The sequence below is a fragment of the Lacrimispora brassicae genome (genome assembly GCF_054772055.1).
In genome coordinates, this window is record NZ_BRYH01000025.1 from 202,645 (window position 1) to 223,928 (window position 21,284).

24 protein-coding genes are annotated in these 21,284 nt (G+C 43.3%); all 24 read left to right on the plus strand.

Translation table 11 applies throughout. The features are described from left to right. Nucleotides 1-89 precede the first annotated feature (89 nt). The gene (locus tag ACYVD3_RS12890; RefSeq protein WP_460642926.1) at nt 90-1,517 is read left to right on the plus strand and encodes a glycosyltransferase family 2 protein; all 1,428 of its coding nucleotides are present in this window, start codon (nt 90-92) and stop codon (nt 1,515-1,517) included. Nucleotides 1,518-1,728: 211 nt separating this feature from the next. Further along, nucleotides 1,729-2,745, plus strand: coding sequence for a CatB-related O-acetyltransferase (locus tag ACYVD3_RS12895; protein WP_460642927.1), 1,017 nt, complete (start codon nt 1,729-1,731; stop codon nt 2,743-2,745). Between the two features lie 1,219 nt (nt 2,746-3,964). Next, nucleotides 3,965-4,345 (plus strand): flagellar basal body rod protein FlgB, encoded by a 381-nt coding sequence (flgB, locus tag ACYVD3_RS12900; RefSeq protein ID WP_460642928.1) that lies wholly within the window; start codon nt 3,965-3,967, stop codon nt 4,343-4,345. A 17-nt stretch (nt 4,346-4,362) separates the two neighbouring features. Then, a complete protein-coding gene (locus ACYVD3_RS12905) occupies nt 4,363-4,674 on the plus strand; it encodes a flagellar hook-basal body complex protein FliE (RefSeq protein WP_460642929.1) in 312 nt (103 codons plus the stop codon). Between the two features lie 26 nt (nt 4,675-4,700). Then, nucleotides 4,701-6,305 (plus strand): flagellar basal-body MS-ring/collar protein FliF, encoded by a 1,605-nt coding sequence (gene fliF, locus ACYVD3_RS12910; protein ID WP_460642930.1) that lies wholly within the window; start codon nt 4,701-4,703, stop codon nt 6,303-6,305. After that, entirely contained in the window at nt 6,295-7,299 is a 1,005-nt protein-coding gene (gene fliG / locus ACYVD3_RS12915) for a flagellar motor switch protein FliG (RefSeq protein WP_460642931.1), read from the plus strand. The genes fliF and fliG overlap by 11 nt, the downstream gene beginning before the upstream one ends. Beyond that, nucleotides 7,292-8,065, plus strand: coding sequence for a FliH/SctL family protein (locus tag ACYVD3_RS12920; RefSeq protein ID WP_460642932.1), 774 nt, complete (start codon nt 7,292-7,294; stop codon nt 8,063-8,065). The genes fliG and ACYVD3_RS12920 overlap by 8 nt, the downstream gene beginning before the upstream one ends. A gap of 14 nt (nt 8,066-8,079) precedes the next feature. Continuing rightward, the gene (locus ACYVD3_RS12925; RefSeq protein WP_460642933.1) at nt 8,080-9,381 is read left to right on the plus strand and encodes a FliI/YscN family ATPase; all 1,302 of its coding nucleotides are present in this window, start codon (nt 8,080-8,082) and stop codon (nt 9,379-9,381) included. A 21-nt stretch (nt 9,382-9,402) separates the two neighbouring features. Beyond that, nucleotides 9,403-9,852 carry a flagellar export protein FliJ gene (gene fliJ / locus ACYVD3_RS12930; protein WP_460642934.1) on the plus strand — a complete coding sequence of 150 codons (450 nt, stop codon included), beginning with the start codon at nt 9,403-9,405 and terminating at the stop codon, nt 9,850-9,852. An 80-nt stretch (nt 9,853-9,932) separates the two neighbouring features. Beyond that, a complete protein-coding gene (locus ACYVD3_RS12935) occupies nt 9,933-11,210 on the plus strand; it encodes a flagellar hook-length control protein FliK (protein WP_460642935.1) in 1,278 nt (425 codons plus the stop codon). A 15-nt stretch (nt 11,211-11,225) separates the two neighbouring features. Continuing rightward, the gene (locus ACYVD3_RS12940; protein WP_460642936.1) at nt 11,226-11,783 is read left to right on the plus strand and encodes a flagellar hook capping FlgD N-terminal domain-containing protein; all 558 of its coding nucleotides are present in this window, start codon (nt 11,226-11,228) and stop codon (nt 11,781-11,783) included. Between the two features lie 32 nt (nt 11,784-11,815). Continuing rightward, entirely contained in the window at nt 11,816-12,190 is a 375-nt protein-coding gene (locus ACYVD3_RS12945) for a TIGR02530 family flagellar biosynthesis protein (protein ID WP_460642937.1), read from the plus strand. 85 nt (nt 12,191-12,275) lie between these two features. Next, nucleotides 12,276-13,877, plus strand: a complete 1,602-nt coding sequence (locus tag ACYVD3_RS12950) for a flagellar hook-basal body complex protein (protein WP_460642938.1) — start codon at nt 12,276-12,278, stop codon at nt 13,875-13,877. A gap of 67 nt (nt 13,878-13,944) precedes the next feature. Then, a complete protein-coding gene (locus ACYVD3_RS12955) occupies nt 13,945-14,148 on the plus strand; it encodes a flagellar FlbD family protein (protein ID WP_460642939.1) in 204 nt (67 codons plus the stop codon). A 33-nt stretch (nt 14,149-14,181) separates the two neighbouring features. Next, entirely contained in the window at nt 14,182-14,997 is an 816-nt protein-coding gene (locus ACYVD3_RS12960) for a motility protein A (protein ID WP_460642940.1), read from the plus strand. Between the two features lie 50 nt (nt 14,998-15,047). Beyond that, a complete protein-coding gene (locus ACYVD3_RS12965; protein WP_460642941.1) occupies nt 15,048-15,836 on the plus strand; it encodes an OmpA/MotB family protein in 789 nt (262 codons plus the stop codon). A gap of 22 nt (nt 15,837-15,858) precedes the next feature. After that, entirely contained in the window at nt 15,859-16,878 is a 1,020-nt protein-coding gene (locus tag ACYVD3_RS12970) for a flagellar motor switch protein FliM (RefSeq protein ID WP_460642942.1), read from the plus strand. A gap of 49 nt (nt 16,879-16,927) precedes the next feature. Further along, nucleotides 16,928-17,287, plus strand: a complete 360-nt coding sequence (locus ACYVD3_RS12975; protein ID WP_460642943.1) for a response regulator — start codon at nt 16,928-16,930, stop codon at nt 17,285-17,287. Nucleotides 17,288-17,311: 24 nt separating this feature from the next. After that, nucleotides 17,312-17,758 carry a flagellar basal body rod protein FlgC gene (gene flgC, locus ACYVD3_RS12980; protein ID WP_460642944.1) on the plus strand — a complete coding sequence of 149 codons (447 nt, stop codon included), beginning with the start codon at nt 17,312-17,314 and terminating at the stop codon, nt 17,756-17,758. Nucleotides 17,759-17,808: 50 nt separating this feature from the next. Continuing rightward, entirely contained in the window at nt 17,809-19,158 is a 1,350-nt protein-coding gene (gene fliN, locus ACYVD3_RS12985) for a flagellar motor switch protein FliN (protein WP_460642945.1), read from the plus strand. A 17-nt stretch (nt 19,159-19,175) separates the two neighbouring features. Beyond that, nucleotides 19,176-19,532 (plus strand): flagellar biosynthetic protein FliO, encoded by a 357-nt coding sequence (locus ACYVD3_RS12990; RefSeq protein ID WP_460642946.1) that lies wholly within the window; start codon nt 19,176-19,178, stop codon nt 19,530-19,532. A gap of 11 nt (nt 19,533-19,543) precedes the next feature. After that, nucleotides 19,544-20,206, plus strand: coding sequence for a flagellar type III secretion system pore protein FliP (gene fliP, locus ACYVD3_RS12995; RefSeq protein WP_460642947.1), 663 nt, complete (start codon nt 19,544-19,546; stop codon nt 20,204-20,206). A gap of 14 nt (nt 20,207-20,220) precedes the next feature. Further along, complete coding sequence (locus tag ACYVD3_RS13000) at nt 20,221-20,481, plus strand: flagellar biosynthetic protein FliQ (RefSeq protein ID WP_460642948.1); 261 nt, start codon at nt 20,221-20,223, stop codon at nt 20,479-20,481. Between the two features lie 19 nt (nt 20,482-20,500). Then, the gene (gene fliR, locus ACYVD3_RS13005; RefSeq protein WP_460642949.1) at nt 20,501-21,262 is read left to right on the plus strand and encodes a flagellar biosynthetic protein FliR; all 762 of its coding nucleotides are present in this window, start codon (nt 20,501-20,503) and stop codon (nt 21,260-21,262) included. Nucleotides 21,263-21,284 lie beyond the last annotated feature (22 nt).

A 21,284-nucleotide genomic window follows, 5' to 3' on the forward strand; every position in this document is an offset into this window, starting at 1 on the left:
AACCGATATATAATGAAGTAACAATAGTTGATACAAACAACTGTGATGTTCCCAAAGAAGATAACGATATTTTTAAATCCCGCAATAATGTGTCAAACTTATTATATGGAAGGGATTCCGCCTATGTTAGCATTTTAGTTATTGCATATAATCGTCTTGATAAAACGAAACGGTGCATTGAAAGTGTCATTAAATATACAGAAAATATAGATTATGAACTTATATTGGTTGATAACGGTTCAACTGACGGAACACTGGAATATTTTAAATCAATAAATTGCAGCAATATAAAAATATTAAGAATAACTAAAAACCTTCAAGCTGCTTACGGAATATTTGTCGGTACTAAGTATTGTACCGGTCAATACATTGCGTTTTTAAACAATGATATGATAGTTACCAAAAACTGGTTATCAAACATTTTGAAATGCTTTGAATCGGATGAACGCATAGGCCTTGTTTGTACCATGTCGTCCAATATCAGTAATCGTCAGCAGGTTGATTTTACATACGGCAATTATGAAGAAATGCAGAAAAAAGCCTCCGATTTTAACATTTCCGATCCTAAAAAATGGCACGAAAGATTAAGATTAATTACTGCTGGTTCAGTTTATAAAACTGAATGCATACATATATGCGGAAATTTTGATTATGGTTTTTACCATGATTTTGCTGATGATGACCTTACTTTTCACATTAGAAGGGCAGGCTACAAAACTGTATTGTGTAAGGATACATTTGTGTGCCATGATCATGTTACGGGAACTGAAAAGAACCCCGGTGAATTTGAAAAGTCTCTGAAAATCGGGCAGGAAAATTTCAAGAAAAAATATTATGGAATAGATGCGTGGGCTGATGTGAATAATTATGAACCGGAAATGATACATATGATAGAATCCCCCATAGAAAAAAATGATGTACACATTCTCGGCATAGACGTTTTATGTGGAACACCGATTTTGGAAGTGAAAAATAAATTAAAAGAGTTTAATATTTTTGATGCAACACTTTCATCATTTACAGAGAAAGCAAAATATTTTGTTGACTTGTCTACTATATGCCAAGGGAGGGTGGAGTGTGATCGCATCGAATATATATCTGAATATTTTAATAAAGGTCAATTCGACTATATTTTAATAGGAAAGGAAATTAATTTGTATAGCGAACCACTTAAACTTTTATCAGATTCTTTGTCATTATTAAAAAAAGGTGGGCAATTGTTGCTAAAACTGAGGAATACATATGACGTACGGTCTTTTTTAAATATTTTAGGAAATGATATGAGCCAAAATAATGAATACCCAATAAGCTGGACAACAGACGATTTTTCAGGCTGGCTGTCAACATTAGGCTATGTTGCAAAAAATGTCTGTGCAGAATACTATTCAATGGATTTGGGAAGTAGTAACAAGTTATATGAAATAATAAAATATGCCGGTGTTACAGCTGACATAGATAATGTAAAAAATAAAATGCTTGTTAGAAATTATATTTTTAATATAAAAGAACGTATTTGAAATGTTTTTGCTTATTTTGCGAGAGTGTGTAAACAATTTTTTCGGTAAATTATCCAAATGTAAAAGCAGTCATATATAATTTTGAAAATATATAGCAAAATCATTATCGATGATACCTATTGAAGACTTGCCTGGTATTGCCATATCAACAGATACAATGTGAAAATCTTCTATATTTACGATTAGAGTATAATGGAAAGGAAAAGGTAAGATGATTAATACCATTAGCTGTAACTCAAAAGAAATTGAGAAATACTCAACTTTTCAAGTGAAATTTTCTCAGGATGGGGAGCCATTTCCATTGATTTCCTTGGATACAGATAGTTATATTGTAGGATTGGAGATCCAAAGTGGTCTTAATTTTGACTTAGAATCTGGAGTGCATTGTATTCATTTGGGGAAATACTGTTCATTGGCTGAAAAGATAACTTTTATTGTAGACCTAAATCATGATTATCGCTCATTGATCCAAGGCAGTGTATCTTTTATGGGTCAAACAAAGATTGAGCGCAGAGCACCTCGTAAGGGTTCTGTTTTTGTGGGAAACGATGTTTGGATTGGTCATGGTGCCACTATTATTAGTGGTGTAACCATTCATGATGGAGCTGTAGTTGGGGCGGAATCAGTGGTCACAAAAGATGTTCCGCCCTTTGCAATTGTAGGAGGAAACCCTGCCAGAATAATTGGTTATCGCTTTGAGGAGGAACAAAGAAAGAAATTGTTGGAAATTGCATGGTGGAATTGGCATTCGGATGATTTAAAGCGTTTTAAAAATGATTTTTGCCTTTCCGTTGAAGATTTTACGAAAAAGCATATTTTCAGGGCTAGAGAAGAATGGAGTAAGGTAATACCATTTACCAAAACGACTGAGCATCCAGCCGTATTGTTCATTCCAGATATGTTAGAACCTTTTCCCCTGTGGGAAAAAGTATTAGATGAGTATTTTTCTGTTCCCCGGTTGAATACAGAACTTATTTTATATCTCACTCCCGAATATGTAAAAGCAGGAAAAACTGATAGCCTTATAAATTACTTGTCAGAATATGAAGATCATGATTCAGATGTTACAATCCAAGAAGGAATAGAGGGAAATGATGAGCGCAGTCTCTTTACAAGTGCAGACTTTTTTGTAACAACAAGAGCTGAAAAAATGGTACGGTGGATTGGGTATGCAGATTATTACCAGGTAAAAGTTTTATATGGTACGGATAAACCAATATTTAAGTGAATTGATACATGTAAAGGAATACAGAATATTGTCACTGATTTTATGAATAATTCCGCTACAGAAATAGATAATTTCTTTAACTCTTTATCTGTAACCAAACGGGAATCTTCGTTTATTTGTTATCAGAATTGCCGCCGGATGAAATTGTTTAATATCTCAGCCGGCTTTTATTGTTCGTTTTGATACCGATAACGGATAATTAAGGATCTGTTGAAAAACAGGTGGTTCTGCAGAGATGACTTAATCATGGAGTGCTGCAGAACGTCTGAAAGAAGCAAAAAAAGATGGCTTTCACAATCCACTATAGGTTTAATACCAATGCAGATAAGATGTATTTCTCGCAAGCATTCAGAATGTTCCACTTTCGTATTTTGGAAATCAGAAGTTCTCGTTTAAATATCCAAAACTGCCTTCATTCCATATCTTTCGTCTTTCACATCATGGCACTCAACAGGCCCAATCCTTGACAGCAGTGTGAAAAAAAGAGGCGGGAGATTAATTGACAGATAATTACAAAAAAACTTTGGAATACGGACAGGGATTCTGATGATTGAGAATATCCGGCATAAGGAGGGAAATGATTCATCTATGAGAAATTTCACCTTTCTTTACAACTCTTAAAAAGCCCAGTTCTGATTAGTAAAACATTGTAAAAGGAGTATTGTGAACGTCATGTACGGCTCACTATATGCGATGAGTTATGATCCTTTCCTCCCTCCCCTTCTATTTTCTTTACAAACCCCCTACTTGCTTGTATAATGGAAAATGACACCAATCAACAAAATTCGTCATTTTTTGCAATGGTTTCCTAAGATGGTTACAAACTCCTAAAAAATGAAGAAATAAAACAGAAAAATGTATCGAATTAACGAATATCCTTGATCGGGACATAAAAATGACGGAAAAGACTTGAAAAGAGTATAAAAACCCCATAGATTTTTGGCCTTTTTGGAAATATTTAACACCTATTTTCTGAAAAAAAACGGATTAATCAGGCATCAGTGGAGGTTGATGATTAAAATAGTCAAAGAATCCTATCTATAATGATAGAACTTTCTTGACATTATTTGTAATAAAATGTAAAATAAAGTAGAAAAAATTACAAAAAAAAATCGATTTTGGGAAAAGCTGTCAATATTTAACTGGTATTCACTGGTTGAGCGGCAAAAATACACTTCCCAGGCATTTCGCCGAAAGTGATAAAAGTGAGGAATGGTCTATGAATTCAATATTTGGAAATAACCTTTCCATGGCGGAAAAGACTCTGGATTATCTTTGGTCAAAGCAGAAGATAACTATGAATAATATTGCCAATGGAGATACTCCCGGATATAAAGCTCAATATGTGACTTTTGAAGATGAGTTTCGCAAGCGTCTGATGTCAGGAAGAGAGGGGACTTCTAAGGATATAAGTAATATTATAAAAGGCTCCAGATACTTTGTTCGGAATACGCAAGATGAGTCCGCCAGAATGGACGGAAATAACGTCAATACAGATGTAGAAAGTGTGGAACTGGCAAGAACCACCCTTCAATACCAATATGAGCTGAGCGCTTTAAACAGTGAGATAACCAGGCTTCGTACGATGATTAAAGGCTAAAAAGGGAGGTACATAAGATGCAGCAGATGTTTATAACGCCAATGGTTCCCATAAGTTCCATAGCGGACATAGGGAGTGAAAAGAAGGTAACGTCCGGGCAGACCGGAAGTTCCATGTTTCAGGATATATTCAAGGAAGCGATTCAGAACGTAAAGAGTACGGATGCGAATCTGACAATGCAGGAGTATTTGCTGTCCACAGGACAGATCGATGATGCACACACAGTACCAGCAGCGGCAGCAAAGGCCCAGTTATCAGCAGAGCTTTTAACAGCCCTTAGGAATAAGGCGTTGGAAGCTTATAATGAGATGATAAGAATTAGTATATAAGATAGATAACGGGGCGGACAGGCACGATGGAAAATATTAAGGGATTTTTAAGTAAAATTAGTGACAAAGCAAAGAAGATTATAATTGCTGCTATTGTAGGCGTGGCTGTTGTGGCCGGCGCGGTAATTATGGCACTATCCATGCGGGAAAAGCCGTATGAGGTCATGTTTACAGGCGTTGGAAGTGAAGAAGCGAAACAAATTATAGGTAAGTTGCAGGAAGAGAAGATTGACTATCAATATCATAATGGTGATATTCTGGTGCCGGCAGCCCAGATGGATGTAACCAAGGCAAGGATGGTATCTGAAGGATATCCCAAAAGCGGCTTTACATATGATGTATTTAAAAACAATGTCAACCTTATGACAACTGACTCAGACCGTCAGACTTTTAAGCTTTATGATTTGGAAACAAGAATCGGGTCCACGATCCAGTTGTTCGATGGGGTGCAGGAAGCATATGTTACCATAGCCCTGGGAGAAACTTCCAAATACGCATTATCTGATGATAATGCGAAGGAAGCGAGCGCCCAGGCTGTTGTCGTGATGAAAGATGGAGGCTCTCCCACGGAGGAACAGGCCAAATCCATTCAGCTTCTTATATCAAAAAGTATTCCGGGAATGATCATCAGCAATGTTTCCGTTTTTGACGGCAATGGAAGAGAAGTCTCTACCGATTCAGGAGAAGAGGATATAAATTCCGGAAAGAACGGGGAAGAGATTTCAAAGCTTATTGAAGACCAGATTGCAGCAAAGGTTATGAATGTCCTTGGGCCCGTGTACGGAAATGGAAATGTACGGGTATCAGTAAAGGGCACTGTAAACATGGAAAAACTGATCCGGGAAAGCACTGTATACAATGTGCCTGAAAAGATCGATGAAAGGGACAAGACAGGCCTTGCTTCCGAGGAATCCATATACCGGGAATATTCGGGGGATGGACAGACCGCTTCCGGAGTGGCCGGGTCAGAGGCAAATGCGGATATTCCTCAGTACAATGCAGGAGGGACCGCCGGAGATAATAATGCGTACGGTTCAAGCAGCCTCACCAGAAAGTATCTTTTAAACCAGATCAAGGAGCAGGGACAGGTAAATCCAGGCAGCCTGGAAAACCTGACGGTTTCCGTAGTTGTAAATGGAAACGGTTTCGGGACTCTGACGATTGATGATATTCGGAATTTGGCCGGTAATGCGGCAGGAATTGCCCAGGCAGACCGGGCGGAGAAGATCACTGCTGTTGCAGCGCCCTTCTATACTATCGATGTTCCTAAGCAGCCGGATGCTCCTGTGGAGGCAGGAACAAATGGCATTCTTATCAACCAGTGGATTTTAATCACCGCATTGGCCGGAGTATTCCTTCTCCTGTTAATCATAATCCTTGTAGTGAGACATAGGAGAAAGAAAAAAGCTCTTATGAGGGATATGGCAGATCTGGAGGACAGCCAGGAGGATGTACCCATTCTTCCGGAATTTACGAAAGAGCAGGATGAAGAAAGAGAGCTCCTGGTTCCTGAAGAGGACAGAGGTGCGGAACTGCGTGAAAGCGTCCGCGATTTCGCGGAGCAGAATCCTGAGATATCAGCCCAGTTGTTAAAAACATGGTTGAACGGAGGAAACAATAATGACAACTAACTTAACGCCTGAGCAAAAAGCGGCAATAGTTATTGTTTCACTCGGTGTGGATAAGGCTTCTAAAATATATAAGTACCTGAGTGAGGAAGATATTGAAAAATTAACCGTTGAAGTGGCAAAGCTGGGACATATAGAAGCCGACGCCACGGAATCGGTGCTGGATGATTTTTATAAAACCTGCCTGACACAGAAGGTTGTCACTGACGGCGGTCTGGAATATGCAAGAACAGTTTTGGAAAAGGCATTTGGGGAAAGCACAGCTAACAGCCTGCTTCAAAAGGTGACCCAGTCCTTAAAATCCAGATCCTTTGGATTCATCAGAAAGAGCGATTCAAAGAACTTGTTTTCCGTGCTGCAGCATGAGAGGGCACAGACGATTGCTCTGGTCCTTTCCTATACAAATGAGGAGATGACTGCGCAGCTCATCGCGGAGCTTCCGCCTGAAAAACGTCTTCAGGTAGTGGAATCCATTGCCAGGATGGAGAGTGCTTCTCCTGAGGGCATAAGGATTGTGGAAAGTGAGATAAAAAAGAAATTCTCCGGCATTCTTACTACCGATTACACCACAGTGGGTGGTATCGATTATATTGCAAATGTTATGAACCATATGGACAGAGGAAACGAAAAACTCATCTTCGACGAACTGGGCAGAAAAGATGCAGAACTGGCGGATACCATTCGCAAGAAGATGTTCGTATTCGAAGATATCATTACCATGGACGACCGTTCGATCCAGCGTTTTATCCGCGAGTGCGATATGAAGGATATGGTTTATGCGCTTAAGAATGCGAATAAACAGATTGAAGATGTTATTTTCAATAATATGTCAACCCGTATGAAGGAAAGCATTCAGTCTGATATGGAAGTTACGGTTAATGTCCGCTTAAGAGATGTTGAAGAAGCTCAGCAGAGAATCGTTGGCATTATCAGGCGCCTGGAGGAAGAAGGCGAGCTGATTATCAGCAAGGGCGGAAAGGATGATATCATTGTCTAATATTATTAAGGGCACACAGCTTTCGGACCGGGTCGCGGAGTATGGATTTCATCAGGCGTTTGAAGATATTATGGTAAAGGCAGAAACGGCAGAGCAGATAGAAGGGCGGATAGAAGAGCCCTTCCGGAAGGGCGGAGAAGAAGAATATCTCCAGGCTGCCGAGATATATGATAATGCTGTAAAAATGGCCGGTGAGATTACGGAAAAGGCCAGGGAAGAGGCGGAACGGATTCGTGCTGAGGCAAAAGAAGCGGGATATCAGGAAGGCTTTGAAGAAGGATTTTCGGAAGGCAAGGAAAAAGCCTATATAGATCATAAGGCGGAACTGGATCTTCGGCTGGAAGAATTTCAGACAACCATGAAAATCACCATCGAACGTGTTACAGAAGAGAAAGACAGAATTCTGGAAAGATACATGGATGATCTGAAGAAAATCACATTAACAATAGCGGAAAAGATCATTCAGACCAGTTTAAAGTCCAGTGGAGAGATCATCAAGCGGATGATCGCCGCCGCCGCAGGCAAACTGAAAAAGACTCAGTGGGTGAAAATCTATGTTTCACAAAAGGATGCAGGGATGATGATACAGGGAGACGTGGGATTGTTAAATGAACTGTCCCACATTTCGGGAAATATCAAGATCATATCCATGGATCATGCGGAGGATGGTGCCTGTATCATCGAACTGCCGGAAGAGATTATTGACGTTAGCGTGAATACCCAGATAGAAAATATAAAGGGGATTCTCAATAACGCGAGACTGTAACAGGAGGTGTCCCCATGTTTAAAGAATTGTCTGATCTCATCATGAAGACTGAGACCATTGACCATATCGGAAAGATTGAAAATATTGTGGGGATGTCTATGGAAGCCTCCGGCGGAAAAGCCAGTATCGGGGACATTGCCTATATTTATAACGAAGACAGGAAAGAGCAGATTCCCGTAGAAGTAGTGGGCTTTAAAGATGATAAAATTCAGCTCATGGCCTATGAAAATATGAATGGGATTGCTGCAGGCAGCTTTGTGCGCAATACGAAACGCCGTTTAAAGATTCCGGTAGGGGATTTTCTAAGAGGCCGGATCATTGACGCAAAGGGAGAGCCTATGGATGGAAAAGGTCCCTTTGATTCTCCCCGGTATTATTATGTGGAAAACCCTTATATCAACCCATTGACCCGTCCTCCTATTACAGACAAGCTGGAATTCGGGGTCAAGGCCATTGATGGAATGAATACCATCGGAAAAGGGCAGCGTATCGGAATCTTTGCAGGAAGCGGCGTGGGTAAGAGTACTTTGCTGGGAATGATTGCAAGAAACGTCAAGGCTGACATTAATGTGGTGGCCCTTGTAGGCGAGCGAGGGCGGGAGGTCAGGGAATTTATAGAAAAAGACTTGGGACCGGAAGGGATGGAACGGTCTGTCCTGGTGGTGGCGACATCAGATCAGCCGGCCATGCTTCGCATGAAGTGCCCCCTGGTAGCCACCACCATAGCGGAATATTTTAAAAACCAGGGCAAGGATGTACTGCTGATGATGGACTCTCTGACCCGTTTTGCCATGGCGCAGAGAGAAATAGGACTTGCCATCGGTGAGCCGCCGGTGGCAAGAGGCTATACTCCCTCCATTTACGCGGAGTTTCCCAAGCTTTTGGAACGAAGCGGTAATTTTGGGGAAGGTTCCATTACCGGAATTTATACGGTTCTGGTGGAAGGCGATGATACCAATGAACCAATTGCCGATACCGTAAGAGGTATTGTGGACGGGCACATCGTTTTAAGCAGAAAACTGGCAAATGCCAACCATTTCCCTGCCATTGATGTAAGTGCCAGTATATCCCGACTGATGACTAACATCGTATCTGAGGAGCATCGGATGCTGGCTTCGGAGATCAGGGATATTTTAAGCATTTATGAAAAAAATGAGGATTTGATCTCCATCGGCGCATACAAAAGCGGTACCAATCCCAAGCTGGATCATGCCATTGCCAGGATTGACAAGGTCAATCAGTTCCTGTGCCAGGGAATTCAGGAAAATGACAGCTATGAAACGATATTGGTAAAGATGAAATCAATCTTAGGATAAGCTCTGGAAAGGAGGATGAAGATGAAAAAGTTTAACTTCCCTCTTGATACGGTTTTAAACTACAAGGACCAGGCTTTGGACAATTTAAAAAGCGAACACGCTCAAATCCTGGCCAGGGTGGTCCAGCAGGAGAATAAGATCAACCTGATGGCCGGCCAGAGGAATGATGCCTGTGCAAGATTTAAGGAAGAAGCGCAGACAGGGATCTTTATTAATGCTATGCGTGAATATGAAACCTATATCACCCATATGGAGAAGAAGATACTCACGGAACAGGGCGTGCTGCTGACCCTTAAAAGGAAAGAGGAGCAGAAACGGGCCCAGGTGGTAGAGGCTAGGAAAGAGAAAGCCTCTATTGAGAAATTAAAAGAGAGAAAGCTGACGCTGTATAACAAAGAGGTGCAGCGCAGTGAAGAACTGTTCATTGAGGAATTCGTTTCCAATACCATGTCGGTTCGTAACAGCAGGTGATCCTGCCGGAGAAACAAGCTTTGGCAGTTTACCATAGAAAATAAGATGCCTTATGGCTATAGAAGGAAAGGAGGGAAAAAATGGCAGAAGTAAAAAACAGCAGTGTAGATTTATTGGTCAGACAGATGCCGGCTGCCCGGAAAAAGGAAGATAAAGCAGTTGATGCATTTTCCGGTTTCAGGACAATGCTGAAAAACAAGAATCAGAAGAAAGACGGCGGGAATGAAAAGGCTAAGGAATCCGGCAACATGGCAGAAGGCGCAGGGATTGAGGCAGCAGCTTTGATGGCCGCTGGAGCAGCGGAGACCCAGAACCCGGTGGACATGCTCCGGATGATGGGGCAGGGACTGGCCCAGAAGCTGGCAGAAGGTCCTGTGACTGACAACGTCCAGGGAGTGATGCAGGAGGAAGGCGAAAAGGGTCAGGTTATGGATCCGTTCCAGACGCTGAACCAGCTCCGGTTTCAGAATTCATCAGAAAAACCTGGACAGGAGACTGTAGTTGCGGAAGATGGAGCAGCAACCTTTTTACAGGAAGCAGAGGGAACTATGCCTGATGCAGGTCTGGCAGATAAGACCGGAATACCGGTAACAACAGACCACAAGGAATCTGCTGGCTTCAAGGAATCTTTAGGCCTTGAAATCTCAGGACAGGCTGATGGGCCGGTTCCTGGCCAGGAGGGCGGAAGAAATGCTTCGGAAGCTTTGGAGCTTAAAGGGATGCCTGAAACTGTCCAGGTGAGAAACCAGGAAGAGACGGCCTTGCCGGTTCAAAAAGGGAAAGCAGAGGAAAAAACGGCTTTTGTGGAAAAGAACGAAAAAAAGCCGGAAGAGAATCCGGAGATTTTAAGGGATAACTCCTATGAACCCAACCGTCTGCTGCATATTCAGCCCAAAAAGGATGAAATCGTCTATACGACGGTCAATGCCGAGAATCTGGAAGGATTGGAGGCAAAGCTGTCCCAGCAGATCTTAAAACAGATTCATGAAGGCAGAGGAGAGCTGGATGTACAGTTAGAGCCCCATAACCTGGGCAAGATCCGAATCAAGGTTTCTTATGAAGATAGCCAGGTCAGCGTATCGGTACTGTGTTCCGAGAGCAGAACCTTAAAGCTGTTATCCCAGTCAGCCGGAGAATTAGGGTCGATTCTGGAAAATAACCTGGAACGTCCGGTTCAGATCCTGGTGGACAAGCAGACAGCAGATTACCTGGACAATCAAAAGGAACAGGGCAGCGGACAGGGGCAGAACCAGCCGCAGCATGAAAACAGGAAGGAAGAAAGCCGTGAGGATTTCATCCAAAAGCTGAGACTTGGAATTTTTGAAACAGGCAATACGGAAGATAACGAAACACTATAGATAAGGAGAGAAGAAATGTCAAATGTAGGTTCAGTGAACAACTATAGTTCTCTTATAAATGCGCTTACAGACAACTCTGCAGCGACTAGCAGCGGAGAACTGACCACAGACGGCTTTTTTAAGCTTCTGGCTGCACAGCTTCAAAACCAGGACATGTCAAACCCCATGGACAACTCGGAGATGATGACTCAGATGACCCAGATCGCCATGATGCAGGCAATGAATAATTTCTCCACCGCCATGGAAGATTTTTCCCAGATCAATACAATTAACTATGGAACTTCCATGATGGGAAAAGAGGTAACACTTGCCACTACAGATAAAACCGGCCAGATAAAAAAAATCAACGGTACCGTGACCAGAGTGGATATTTTCAGCGGGATCCCGACTCTTTACATCAACGATGATGATAAAACCGGGTATTCCATTGCCAATATCATGTCTGTTTATGAAAAGGGACATGCTCCTGTGGAGGAGGTTGATCCTGATACCGATACAAAGACCGACGCAAATACCGATGCAAATACTGATCCAAATGTTGATCCTAAGACTGACACAGACACCAATCAGTAGAACAGCGCTGAGGGAGATGGAGGTGAGGAACTATGATAAACAAAGTAAACCAATATGAAGATGTCAGGCAGCTAAAACTGCGGAGTGCGGCGGCAGTATCCCAGTGCGGCAACAGTTTCGGAGATGTACTGAAGGACCGTATTGGAAGCCAGAGCGAGCTTCAATTTTCCAGGCATGCGGCAGAACGGGTCAACCAGCGCGGAATTGAGATGTCAGAGCCATTTTTAAATGACCTGCGGTCTGCAGTGGAAAAGGCCCGGTCAAAAGGTGCAAAGGATGTGGTTATTATCAGCGAAAAAGGAGCGTTTATCGTGAATGTTCCCAATAACACAGTCGTAACCACCATGTCAGGAAACGAAATGAAAGAGAATATTTTTACTAATATTGACAGCGCCATCTTATTATAGCTGGACCATTTATGGAGGCTTTTCCTGCATGTCCGATTGACGGGGGAAAGATGGCAATTACACAGAAGAAAGGAAAACATATTATATGGTCAAATCAATGTTCGCTGGTGTGGCAGGTCTTAGAGCTCATCAGTCAAAAATGGATATTATCGGTAACAATATAGCTAACGTTAACACATGGGGATATAAGGCAGCAAGCATGTCTTTTAAGGACACCATGTACCAGACCACGTCTTCCAGTTCAGGCGGCAGCACCGAGACAGGAGGCTACGGCGGAACCAATGCAGGACAGGTAGGATATGGCGTCACCACAGGTTCCATTTCTTACGACTTTACCAAGGGAGGTATGGCACCATCCGCCAGTGGCCTGGATTGTATGATTGACGGCACGGGATTTTTTATCGTAGGCCCTATGATCAACGGAGGAAGTCTTCCCCTGGGCGAAGAGGATGCACTCAAGTCAAGCGGACTGTATCTTTCCAGAGTTGGTAAGTTTCAGGTAGATGGCAACGGATATCTGACAGATGATTCAGGTAATTATGTGTACGGCTTTACAAGAACCGGAGACTTGACAGGCTCTACCTTTGATACCACAGCCCTGACCCCTCTTAAAATTCCTACAAAGTCCGATATGGCAAGTGTAGGCAATAAAAATGCTGCGGATAAGATAGCAGAAGCAAAAAAGAAGCTTGAAGAGGCAAGAGCAGTATTTAATGCCATGGATGCAGAGCTGGGGAATGCAAGGGATGCTTATATTAAGGCCAATGACAATTACGAGACTGAATATACCGCTGCCGGCATCAAAGCAGCCAAGACTGACATGGATACAAAAAAGACTGCGATGGATGATGCATACCGGTTATGGCTGGAGGACAAGGACAATGCGGGGGCAAAGACAGATTATCTTACCAAAAAGGCAGATTATGACCTGGCAAACAGTAAATTTATCGTAGCCCAGGCCAGCGTGAGGAAAGCAGTCGCCCTGGCTCCTGCTAAAGTGACGGAGTTAAATGATGCTGTGACAGCTTACACAACAGCATATTCGGCTTATATCATGTCGGATGCCTCCACAGATCCTAGTTACGAGACAAAGAAAACGGCTTATACCACAGCCAAGGCCGAATTGGATAAAATTCAGGCCGAACTGTCAAAAATTGAGGATAAATCTCCGGAAGGCCTGCGGGATTCTGCAAAACAGGCAGTTGATGCGGCAGCCGCAAAGGTAACTGCGGCTAAAACAGCAGTAGAAAATGCAGAGAAAACACTGGAAACCGCTCAGAATTCTGCTACTTCCACAGCAGTAGGGAACGCTTCGGCAGATGACACTCTGGCATCCCTGACTAATTACAAGATTCAGACGGATGGCACGATTGTGGGTACTGCTACAGACGGAGGATTTACCATTGTAGTGGGTAAGATTGCCCTGGCCGGCGTACAAAATACAGGCGGCCTTGAAAAGGACAGCGGTTACTATTACAACATGGGCGCCAATACAGGTAATATAAGCGTCTATGAAGGCGGAGGTACGGAAGGGCGTATCCTTGGCAATTATTTAGAGCAGGCAAAGGTTGATCTTGCTACAGAAATGACTGAGATGATCACCACCCAGAGAGGGTTCCAGGCAAACTCAAAGATCATTACGGTAACGGACCAAATGCTTGATGAACTGGTTAATATGAAGCGTTAATAATATGCTTTTACAGTGATCCGGGGAGGCGGCTGCCGCCTCTTCGGACTTAAGGAGTGATAAAGCTATGATTCGTCTAACAAGGCTGAATGACGAGGAATTTATAATTAACTGCGGACAGATTGAAAGGGTTGAATCCATCCCGGAATCAAATATAATATTGGTCAGTGGAAAGCATTATGTGGTAAAGGAAAGTATAGATGAGATTATAAACCGAGTGGTTGAATATAATGCCCGAATATATGCATGCGCTCAAAGAATGAAAGTTTAATCCAGGCAGTGCCTGGGCTATGGGAGGTTATTCATGGATATATCATTGATTGTTGGATGGATAATGGGAGTTGGTTTGATTGTTTACGGAATCGGGATTCAAAAGATTGGAAACTTCATCGACATGCCCAGTGTTATCATCGTTGTTGGAGGAACGCTGGCAGCTTTGATCGCCAGTTACCCATTCAAAGTTCTCGCACAGGTTCCGAAACATATCGGAATCATGCTCAGTCCTCAAAAGTACAATGCGGAAAAGGTTATTGACACCCTGGTGGATATGGCGAAAACAGCCAGAAAAAAAGGGCTCCTGGTCTTAGAGGAACAGGCAAACGGAATAAAGGACCCCTTTCTTAAACAGAGCATCATGCTGATCGTGGATGCAATGGATGCAGAAAAGATCAGGGAAATGCTGGAAAGTGAAGTATCTGCCATGTTTGAGCGTCATGACCAGGATGTGAGCATGTATGAAAAAGGCACCTCAGTGGCACCGGCTTTTGGTATGATCGGAACCCTGGTAGGACTGGTAAACATGTTGAAGAGTATGAATATGGATGGCGGAGGTGCAAGCAGCCTGGGTGCAGATATGTCGGTTGCTTTGATCACTACTTTTTATGGCTGTGTTCTGGCTCACCTGCTGTTTGGACCAATGGCCAAAAAGCTTCGTATCCGGAATGATGAGGAGCTTTTGTATAAGCAGATCATCATAGAAGGTGTCCTGTCCATTCAGGCGGGGGACAATCCCAAGTATTTGGAAGAGAAGCTTTTATCTTATCTGTCCCAGGGGCAGCAGAATAAGATCATGAAGAAGAGAAGCGGCGGTGCTGGAAAAGAAGACACTGCGGCATCATAAGCCCATTTGGATTTCGGGCAGTTACTTAAAACAGGGAAACAGGTGGTTGTATGATAAAGAAAGATAAGAAGCCGGAAGAGCTTGGAAGCTGGATGGATACATATGGAGACATGGTTACATTGTTGCTGTGCTTCTTTGTCCTTCTGTATTCTATGTCCTCCGTTGACCAGAGCAAATGGAAGCTGTTGGTGCAAAGCTTTAATCCCAGCTCCTTAGAAGGATCGGATCAGGTGGTACTGGATGCCAAGGTAACGGAAGGGGGAGGGGAATTGACAGGCGGCATTCCCGATGACGGCGGAGGCACTACAGAGTTTGATGAACTGTATCTGGTCTTAAAAAAGATCGTCGATGATCGGGATATGCAGGACAGTGTAGAAATTACCCGTGGGGACGGCTTCACATTTATTTCGTTTCGTGATAAAGTATTTTTTGACGGAGACAGCTCGGTTCTCCGCATGGAAGGAAAAGAAGTTCTTAGTCAATTTGCCGCTGTCATGTCGCAGACAAATAATTCAATAAAAGAAGTTCAGGTATTGGGACATACATCCCAGGGGGATCCGGAAAGGCCGAACAATATTCGTAATGACAGAATGCTGTCTGCCCAACGTTCCGCGGAAGTTATTATCTATCTCCAAAGCCAAAATGCGGTTTCACCGGAAAAGCTGGTGGGCATGAGCTTTGGACAGTTCCGTCCGATTGCGCAGTTTAATACGGAAGAGGGACGGGCCCAAAACCGCCGTGTAGAGATCCTGATAACCAAGAATGATACGGTAGAAAAATCCCTGGAGGAGTATTATAACCAGGTATACTATAACAATCAGGAAAATACCGGCAATTAAATAATTAGCGGGAGTGAAACAGATGGCTGAAATATTATCTCAAAGTCAGATTGATGCACTGCTCAATTCCCTGCAGGGAAGCAGCGAGCCCATCGAAGAGATTGAAAAGAAAGAAAACGAAATAAAATACAGGAAGTATGACTTTTACAGTCCGAAAAAGTTTACAAAAGATAAGCTTAAGATTTTAAAAAGTATCTTTGATAATTATTCCAGAATTGCAGGCTCCCAGATCAATAGTTTATTCCGTACATCCAGTGAATTGTCAGTAGTTACTGTGGAGGAACAGAGGTATTATGAATTCGGCAATGCCCTAAGTGACAATGATGTTCTGACTCTTGTCAATGTAACGCTGCCGGACAGCTCCAAGAATCCGCCTCTTTTGATCAATTCCAGCATGACACTGATGCTGAGCCTGATTGACCGAATGCTGGGAGGAGTGGGAGATGATACGGCTGTTGACGCATCCTATACCTATACGGAAATTGAGATGGCCTTGTATCGAAGGGTGATTCAATATATCATCGGTGCGTTAAAGGATTCCTGGTCCAGCTATATTAACCTGAATTTTGAACTGTCCAGGCTGGAAGAAAACCCAAGCATGTTTCAGGAAATCGGCGTTGATGAAACGATTGTGATTGTTGTCATTGATGTGGATATGAAAGAGTGCTCAGGAAGACTCAATGTTTGTATTCCTGGAAATTTACTCATGAACATATTTGATATCATGGATAAACGGAAGCACAGTGCAATGGGAGACGAAGCTAACAGTCAGGACAATAAGCAGGAGATCATGAACAGCATTAAAGCTTCCGACTTATTGGTTCGCGCTCAGGTAGGAGAAGCGGTGATTACTCTTGATGATGTATACAATCTTCATGTGGGAGATGTGATCAACCTGGGTACTCCGAAGGATTCCAACGTACAGTTGTATGTAGAGGACCAGCCATGGTTCAGAGGCCAGTTAGGCGTCCATAAACGGAATGTGGCGGTTCGGATCGAAGACCATGTTGAAAAAGGAAATTACCAGGCCGGTGAAAGCTGAGTCAGGGATTACATAAAGAATTAAGGATGATAAAAGGAGATGCAAAGAAATGGCGAAAATATTATTGGTAGATGATGCGGCGTTTATGAGAATGATGATTAAGGATACCTTGACAAAGAACGGATATACCGATATTTATGAGGCTTCCGATGGAGCACAGGCAGTTCAGATGTTTTCTGAGGTCAATCCGGATCTTGTGATCATGGATATAACCATGCCGAATATGGATGGTCTGGAGGCATTAAAGCTTATTAAGGCGAAAGCGCCTAATGCCGCAATTGTAATGTGTTCCGCTATGGGACAGGAGAGTATGGTAATCGAAGCAATCAAATCCGGGGCAAAGGACTTTATTGTGAAACCGTTTAAACCAGACAGAATACTGAAGACAGTCACAGGTATCATAGGCTAGGCCTTGCGATAAAGGAGAGTGGGTATGTCGTTTTTAAGTTCTATGAACATCAGTGCGTCGGCAATGACGGCACAGCGTCTTCGGCTGGATATTGCATCGGAGAACATTGCAAATATTGATACTACAAGGACAGAAGCCGGTGGCCCTTACCGGAGAAAGATGGTAGTTCTTGAAGCCAGAAGTGAAAACAATTTCCGGAGGACCCTGATGAATGCGGCTGGCTTAGGCCGGCAGCAAAGTACCGGGGGCGTCAGGGTTTCACAGCTCGTGGAAGATGCCAGTCCCTTCAAGTCCGTCTACAGCCCGGAACATCCGGATGCAGATGAAAATGGCTATGTGCAGATGCCCAATGTGGATCTGATTAAGGAGACTGTGGACAGTATGTCTGCAACCAGGTCTTATGAAGCCAACATAACTGCATTTAATGCGATAAAGTTTATGGCTTCCAAGGCATTGGAAATCGGGAAATAAGGCGTGATATGGCATAGAGGGCTAAATGAGTATAGAGGGAGAAGAGTTGTATGGATTCGAAGAATTTTAGCGCATTTGAGATTGATGCCATAGGTGAAATACTGAATATAAGCCTGGGAGCCTCAGCCACTGCAGTATCTACCATGCTCAATGCCAGAGTTGACATTACCACACCAGTGGTCAGGGTATTGTCAAAAGATGAATTTGAAATTTCAAACCTGGAACCGGCAATAGGGGTGGAGATTACCTACATATCAGGACTTAGCGGAAGTAATCTCATGCTCTTAAAGAGACATGATGTAAAAGTAATTGTAGATATGCTGATGGGGATGGAAACCCCGGAGGAAGAATTCGAGCTGAATGAACTGAACATCAGTGCGATTTGTGAGGTCATGAATCAAATGATGGGTTCGTCAGCAACGGCTTTGTCTGAATTTTTAAGCAAGACCGTTAATATTTCAACCCCTACATCCTTTGAGGTTGAGAACGTCAATGATTTCAAAGATAAATACTATCACGATGAAAATCTTATGGTGGTTGTAGGATTTACATTAAAGATTGCAGACCAGTTGGAAAGTGAGTTCATCAATGTGATGCCCCCAAGTCTTGCAAAGGAATTGGTTGGAGGATTTTTCCCTCAGGAGAGCGAGGTGCCGGAACCGGAACCTGCTCCTATACCGGCCCCGGCCCCAGCGCCGGCGCCTGCGATGTCAGGAGGGGGGATTCTCTCTCAGGAAGAGATCGAAAAACTTTTGGCAGGCAACACCCAGCCGGAACCGGTACCAGAGCCTCAAAAGGCGCCGGAACCAGTACATTCAACAGGCGGAATCCTGTCCCAGGAGGAGATCGAGAAGCTTTTGGCAGGAAGCATGACTTCGGAGCCTTCAAAAACAGAGCCTCCCAAAATGGAACAGCCGCCGGCTGCAGCTCCTGTGGGCCAAGTATCTGAAACAGACCGGATGGCAATGCAGCAGATGATGCAGCAGATGCAGATGCAGCAGCAAATGATCCAGCAGATGCAGCAGATGATCCTGCAACTGCAAAGCGGGCAGCAAAACGCTCCCAAGAAGGAAGTCCAGGAGCCTAAGACCATTAGCGTTAAGCCCATTCCTCAGAACAGCCTGCGGGAAGGCGACGCCAGCTATGAGGAGCAGGAAGAAAACCGGGAATTGATCATGGGCGTGCCCCTGGAGGTTTCTGTGGAAATCGGAAGAACCAGAAAGCTGGTAAAGGAAATTCTTGAATTTACCAAGGGTTCTCTGGTCATCCTGGACAAGCTTGCTGGCGAACAGGTGGATTTATATGTAAATGGACGGTGCATTGCCAAGGGTGATGTGGTCGTTGTTGATGATAATTTCGGCATCCGTATCACGGAGATTACGAAGAAGAACTTAGAATAGAGAGGAAGTGGCTGTATTTGGGCAATATAATTAGTCTGGCATCGGTGCTGATTCTTACCATTTTGATTCTATACTTAAGCCATCTGTTTACGAAGAGCCTTGGTAATAGGATGGGAATGAAGCGGAGCGGAAGCTGTATGCAGATGCTGGACAGGCTTCCCCTTGGACAGGATAAAGCAGTAGCGGTCATCCGTACCGGGAGCCGTTATTATCTAATTGGTATTGCTTCCTCTCAAATAACTCTGCTTGCGGAGCTTTCCGAAGAGGAAGTTCCCAAAGAGACAACTGCTCCGTCTTCTTTTGGAGCAGAAGGATACGAGAATTTTAAAAATATATTAAAGAAATACACAGACAAACACAGGAAAGATGTGTGAGGAGGAATGGAATGAATACAGATGCCCTGGTTAATATAAACGGCGGAAGGGTCCCCACCCTGGAGCTTTTTCTCATTCTGACCATCATTTCATTGCTGCCTTCTATATTAGTGATGATGACATCCTTTACCAGGATTGTCATTGTCTTGTCTTTTACCAGAAATGCCTTGGGAATCCAGCAGACTCCTCCCAATATGGTGCTTGTAGGGATTGCGTTGTTTTTGACTCTGTTCATTATGGACCCGGTCATAAAGGACGTGAATACCAACGCTTACCAGCCGTATATTAAGGAGGAAATCAGTCAGGGAGAGGCATTGAAACGGGCTCAGGTACCCATGAAGCGGTTTATGCTGAAGCAGACAGAGAAAACGACCCTGAACCTTTTTGCTGATATGTCAAATACGGAAATGCCGGAAAACATAGAAGACCTTCCGATGACAGTGGTGATTCCGTCATTTATGACTTCTGAGTTAAAAAGAGCATTTACAGCCGGTTTTATGATTTTTCTGCCATTTATGCTGGTGGATATTGTTGTATCAAGTACTCTTATGTCCATGGGTATGGTCATGCTTCCTCCGGCTATGATTTCCCTTCCGTTTAAACTGCTTTTATTTGTAACAGTTAATGGCTGGGAGCTTTTGTTTACAAATCTGGTTAAAAGTTTTCACTACTGACGGGAGGATAGGATATGACGGAAGTTGCGCTTAGCGGTTTGATGTATGAGATGTTTGGGCTGGCCGTGAAGCTGGCTGGTCCGGTATTGGTGGTGAGTATGGTGGTGGGCGTTATTATTTCTATCCTGCAGGCCGCAACACAGATTCACGAACAAACCATTACCTTTGTTCCCAAACTGATCGTCATAGGGCTGATGCTTTTGATGATGGGGAGCAATATGATGGAGACTCTCCGGGATTTTACCATACATATTTTTAATACCATGCTGGGATAAGAGGGAAAGGAAGATTTAAATGCCGGATATAGGACAAATGATGCTTTTTTCCCTGATTTTCATGAGGATGTCTGGCTTTATCCTGTTGAATCCCATTTGGGGGAGAAGGAATGTTCCCAATGTTGTAAAGGGCGGAATGGTTATGGTGTTTACTTTACTGATCTATTCCTTTTCAGCAGCCCAGGTGCCGGAGCCGGTTAACTCCATAGAATTTGCAGTATTGATGATAAAAGAATTCATTATGGGTTATATCATCGGTTTTGTAATGGATTTGTTTCTCATGGTCATCACCTTTGCAGGCTTTATCATAGATTTCCAGATGGGATTGTCCATGGCAACGATTTATGACCCTCAGAGCAACGCTCAGGTCGCTATTACCGGAGGCCTTTGGAATACCTATTTTATTCTTCTTTTCTTTGCGGTGGATGGGCATCTGGCTCTGCTCAAGCTGCTTATACAATCTGCAGAGATCGTTCCATACGGGCAGGTGGTCTTAGGAACAAAGGTGGCGTGGGCGATGATAGAAGTGTTCATTCAATGCGTAATCATGGCCATTAAATTTTCATTTCCTATTATAGCAATAGAATTTATAACAGAAATAGCAGTGGGAATTCTGATGAAAATGATTCCTCAGATCAATGTGTTCGTTGTAAACATACAGGCCAAGCTGGTGATTGGGCTGCTTATGCTGATTTTCCTGTTTTCTCCCATGTCAGAATATTTGGGCGATGTAATAAACCAGATGCTTCTTACGGTCCAGAGTATGATCAGGCTGATGTAAGCGCTTGGCAAACACCCTGGGG

Bases quoted from the DNA above. Each gene is read 5' to 3' on its own strand.
- ACYVD3_RS12895 (WP_460642927.1), top strand. From the start codon at position 1,729: ATGATTAATACCATTAGCTGTAACTCAAAAGAAATTGAGAAATACTCA.
- flgB (WP_460642928.1), top strand. From the start codon at position 3,965: ATGAATTCAATATTTGGAAATAACCTTTCCATGGCGGAAAAGACTCTG.
- ACYVD3_RS12905 (WP_460642929.1), top strand. From the start codon at position 4,363: ATGCAGCAGATGTTTATAACGCCAATGGTTCCCATAAGTTCCATAGCG.
- fliF (WP_460642930.1), top strand. From the start codon at position 4,701: ATGGAAAATATTAAGGGATTTTTAAGTAAAATTAGTGACAAAGCAAAG.
- fliG (WP_460642931.1), top strand. From the start codon at position 6,295: ATGACAACTAACTTAACGCCTGAGCAAAAAGCGGCAATAGTTATTGTT.
- ACYVD3_RS12925 (WP_460642933.1), top strand. From the start codon at position 8,080: ATGTTTAAAGAATTGTCTGATCTCATCATGAAGACTGAGACCATTGAC.
- fliJ (WP_460642934.1), top strand. From the start codon at position 9,403: ATGAAAAAGTTTAACTTCCCTCTTGATACGGTTTTAAACTACAAGGAC.
- ACYVD3_RS12935 (WP_460642935.1), top strand. From the start codon at position 9,933: ATGGCAGAAGTAAAAAACAGCAGTGTAGATTTATTGGTCAGACAGATG.
- ACYVD3_RS12940 (WP_460642936.1), top strand. From the start codon at position 11,226: ATGTCAAATGTAGGTTCAGTGAACAACTATAGTTCTCTTATAAATGCG.
- ACYVD3_RS12945 (WP_460642937.1), top strand. From the start codon at position 11,816: ATGATAAACAAAGTAAACCAATATGAAGATGTCAGGCAGCTAAAACTG.
- ACYVD3_RS12950 (WP_460642938.1), top strand. From the start codon at position 12,276: ATGGTCAAATCAATGTTCGCTGGTGTGGCAGGTCTTAGAGCTCATCAG.
- ACYVD3_RS12955 (WP_460642939.1), top strand. From the start codon at position 13,945: ATGATTCGTCTAACAAGGCTGAATGACGAGGAATTTATAATTAACTGC.
- ACYVD3_RS12960 (WP_460642940.1), top strand. From the start codon at position 14,182: ATGGATATATCATTGATTGTTGGATGGATAATGGGAGTTGGTTTGATT.
- ACYVD3_RS12965 (WP_460642941.1), top strand. From the start codon at position 15,048: ATGATAAAGAAAGATAAGAAGCCGGAAGAGCTTGGAAGCTGGATGGAT.
- ACYVD3_RS12970 (WP_460642942.1), top strand. From the start codon at position 15,859: ATGGCTGAAATATTATCTCAAAGTCAGATTGATGCACTGCTCAATTCC.
- ACYVD3_RS12975 (WP_460642943.1), top strand. From the start codon at position 16,928: ATGGCGAAAATATTATTGGTAGATGATGCGGCGTTTATGAGAATGATG.
- flgC (WP_460642944.1), top strand. From the start codon at position 17,312: ATGTCGTTTTTAAGTTCTATGAACATCAGTGCGTCGGCAATGACGGCA.
- fliN (WP_460642945.1), top strand. From the start codon at position 17,809: ATGGATTCGAAGAATTTTAGCGCATTTGAGATTGATGCCATAGGTGAA.
- fliP (WP_460642947.1), top strand. From the start codon at position 19,544: ATGAATACAGATGCCCTGGTTAATATAAACGGCGGAAGGGTCCCCACC.
- ACYVD3_RS13000 (WP_460642948.1), top strand. From the start codon at position 20,221: ATGACGGAAGTTGCGCTTAGCGGTTTGATGTATGAGATGTTTGGGCTG.
- fliR (WP_460642949.1), top strand. From the start codon at position 20,501: ATGCCGGATATAGGACAAATGATGCTTTTTTCCCTGATTTTCATGAGG.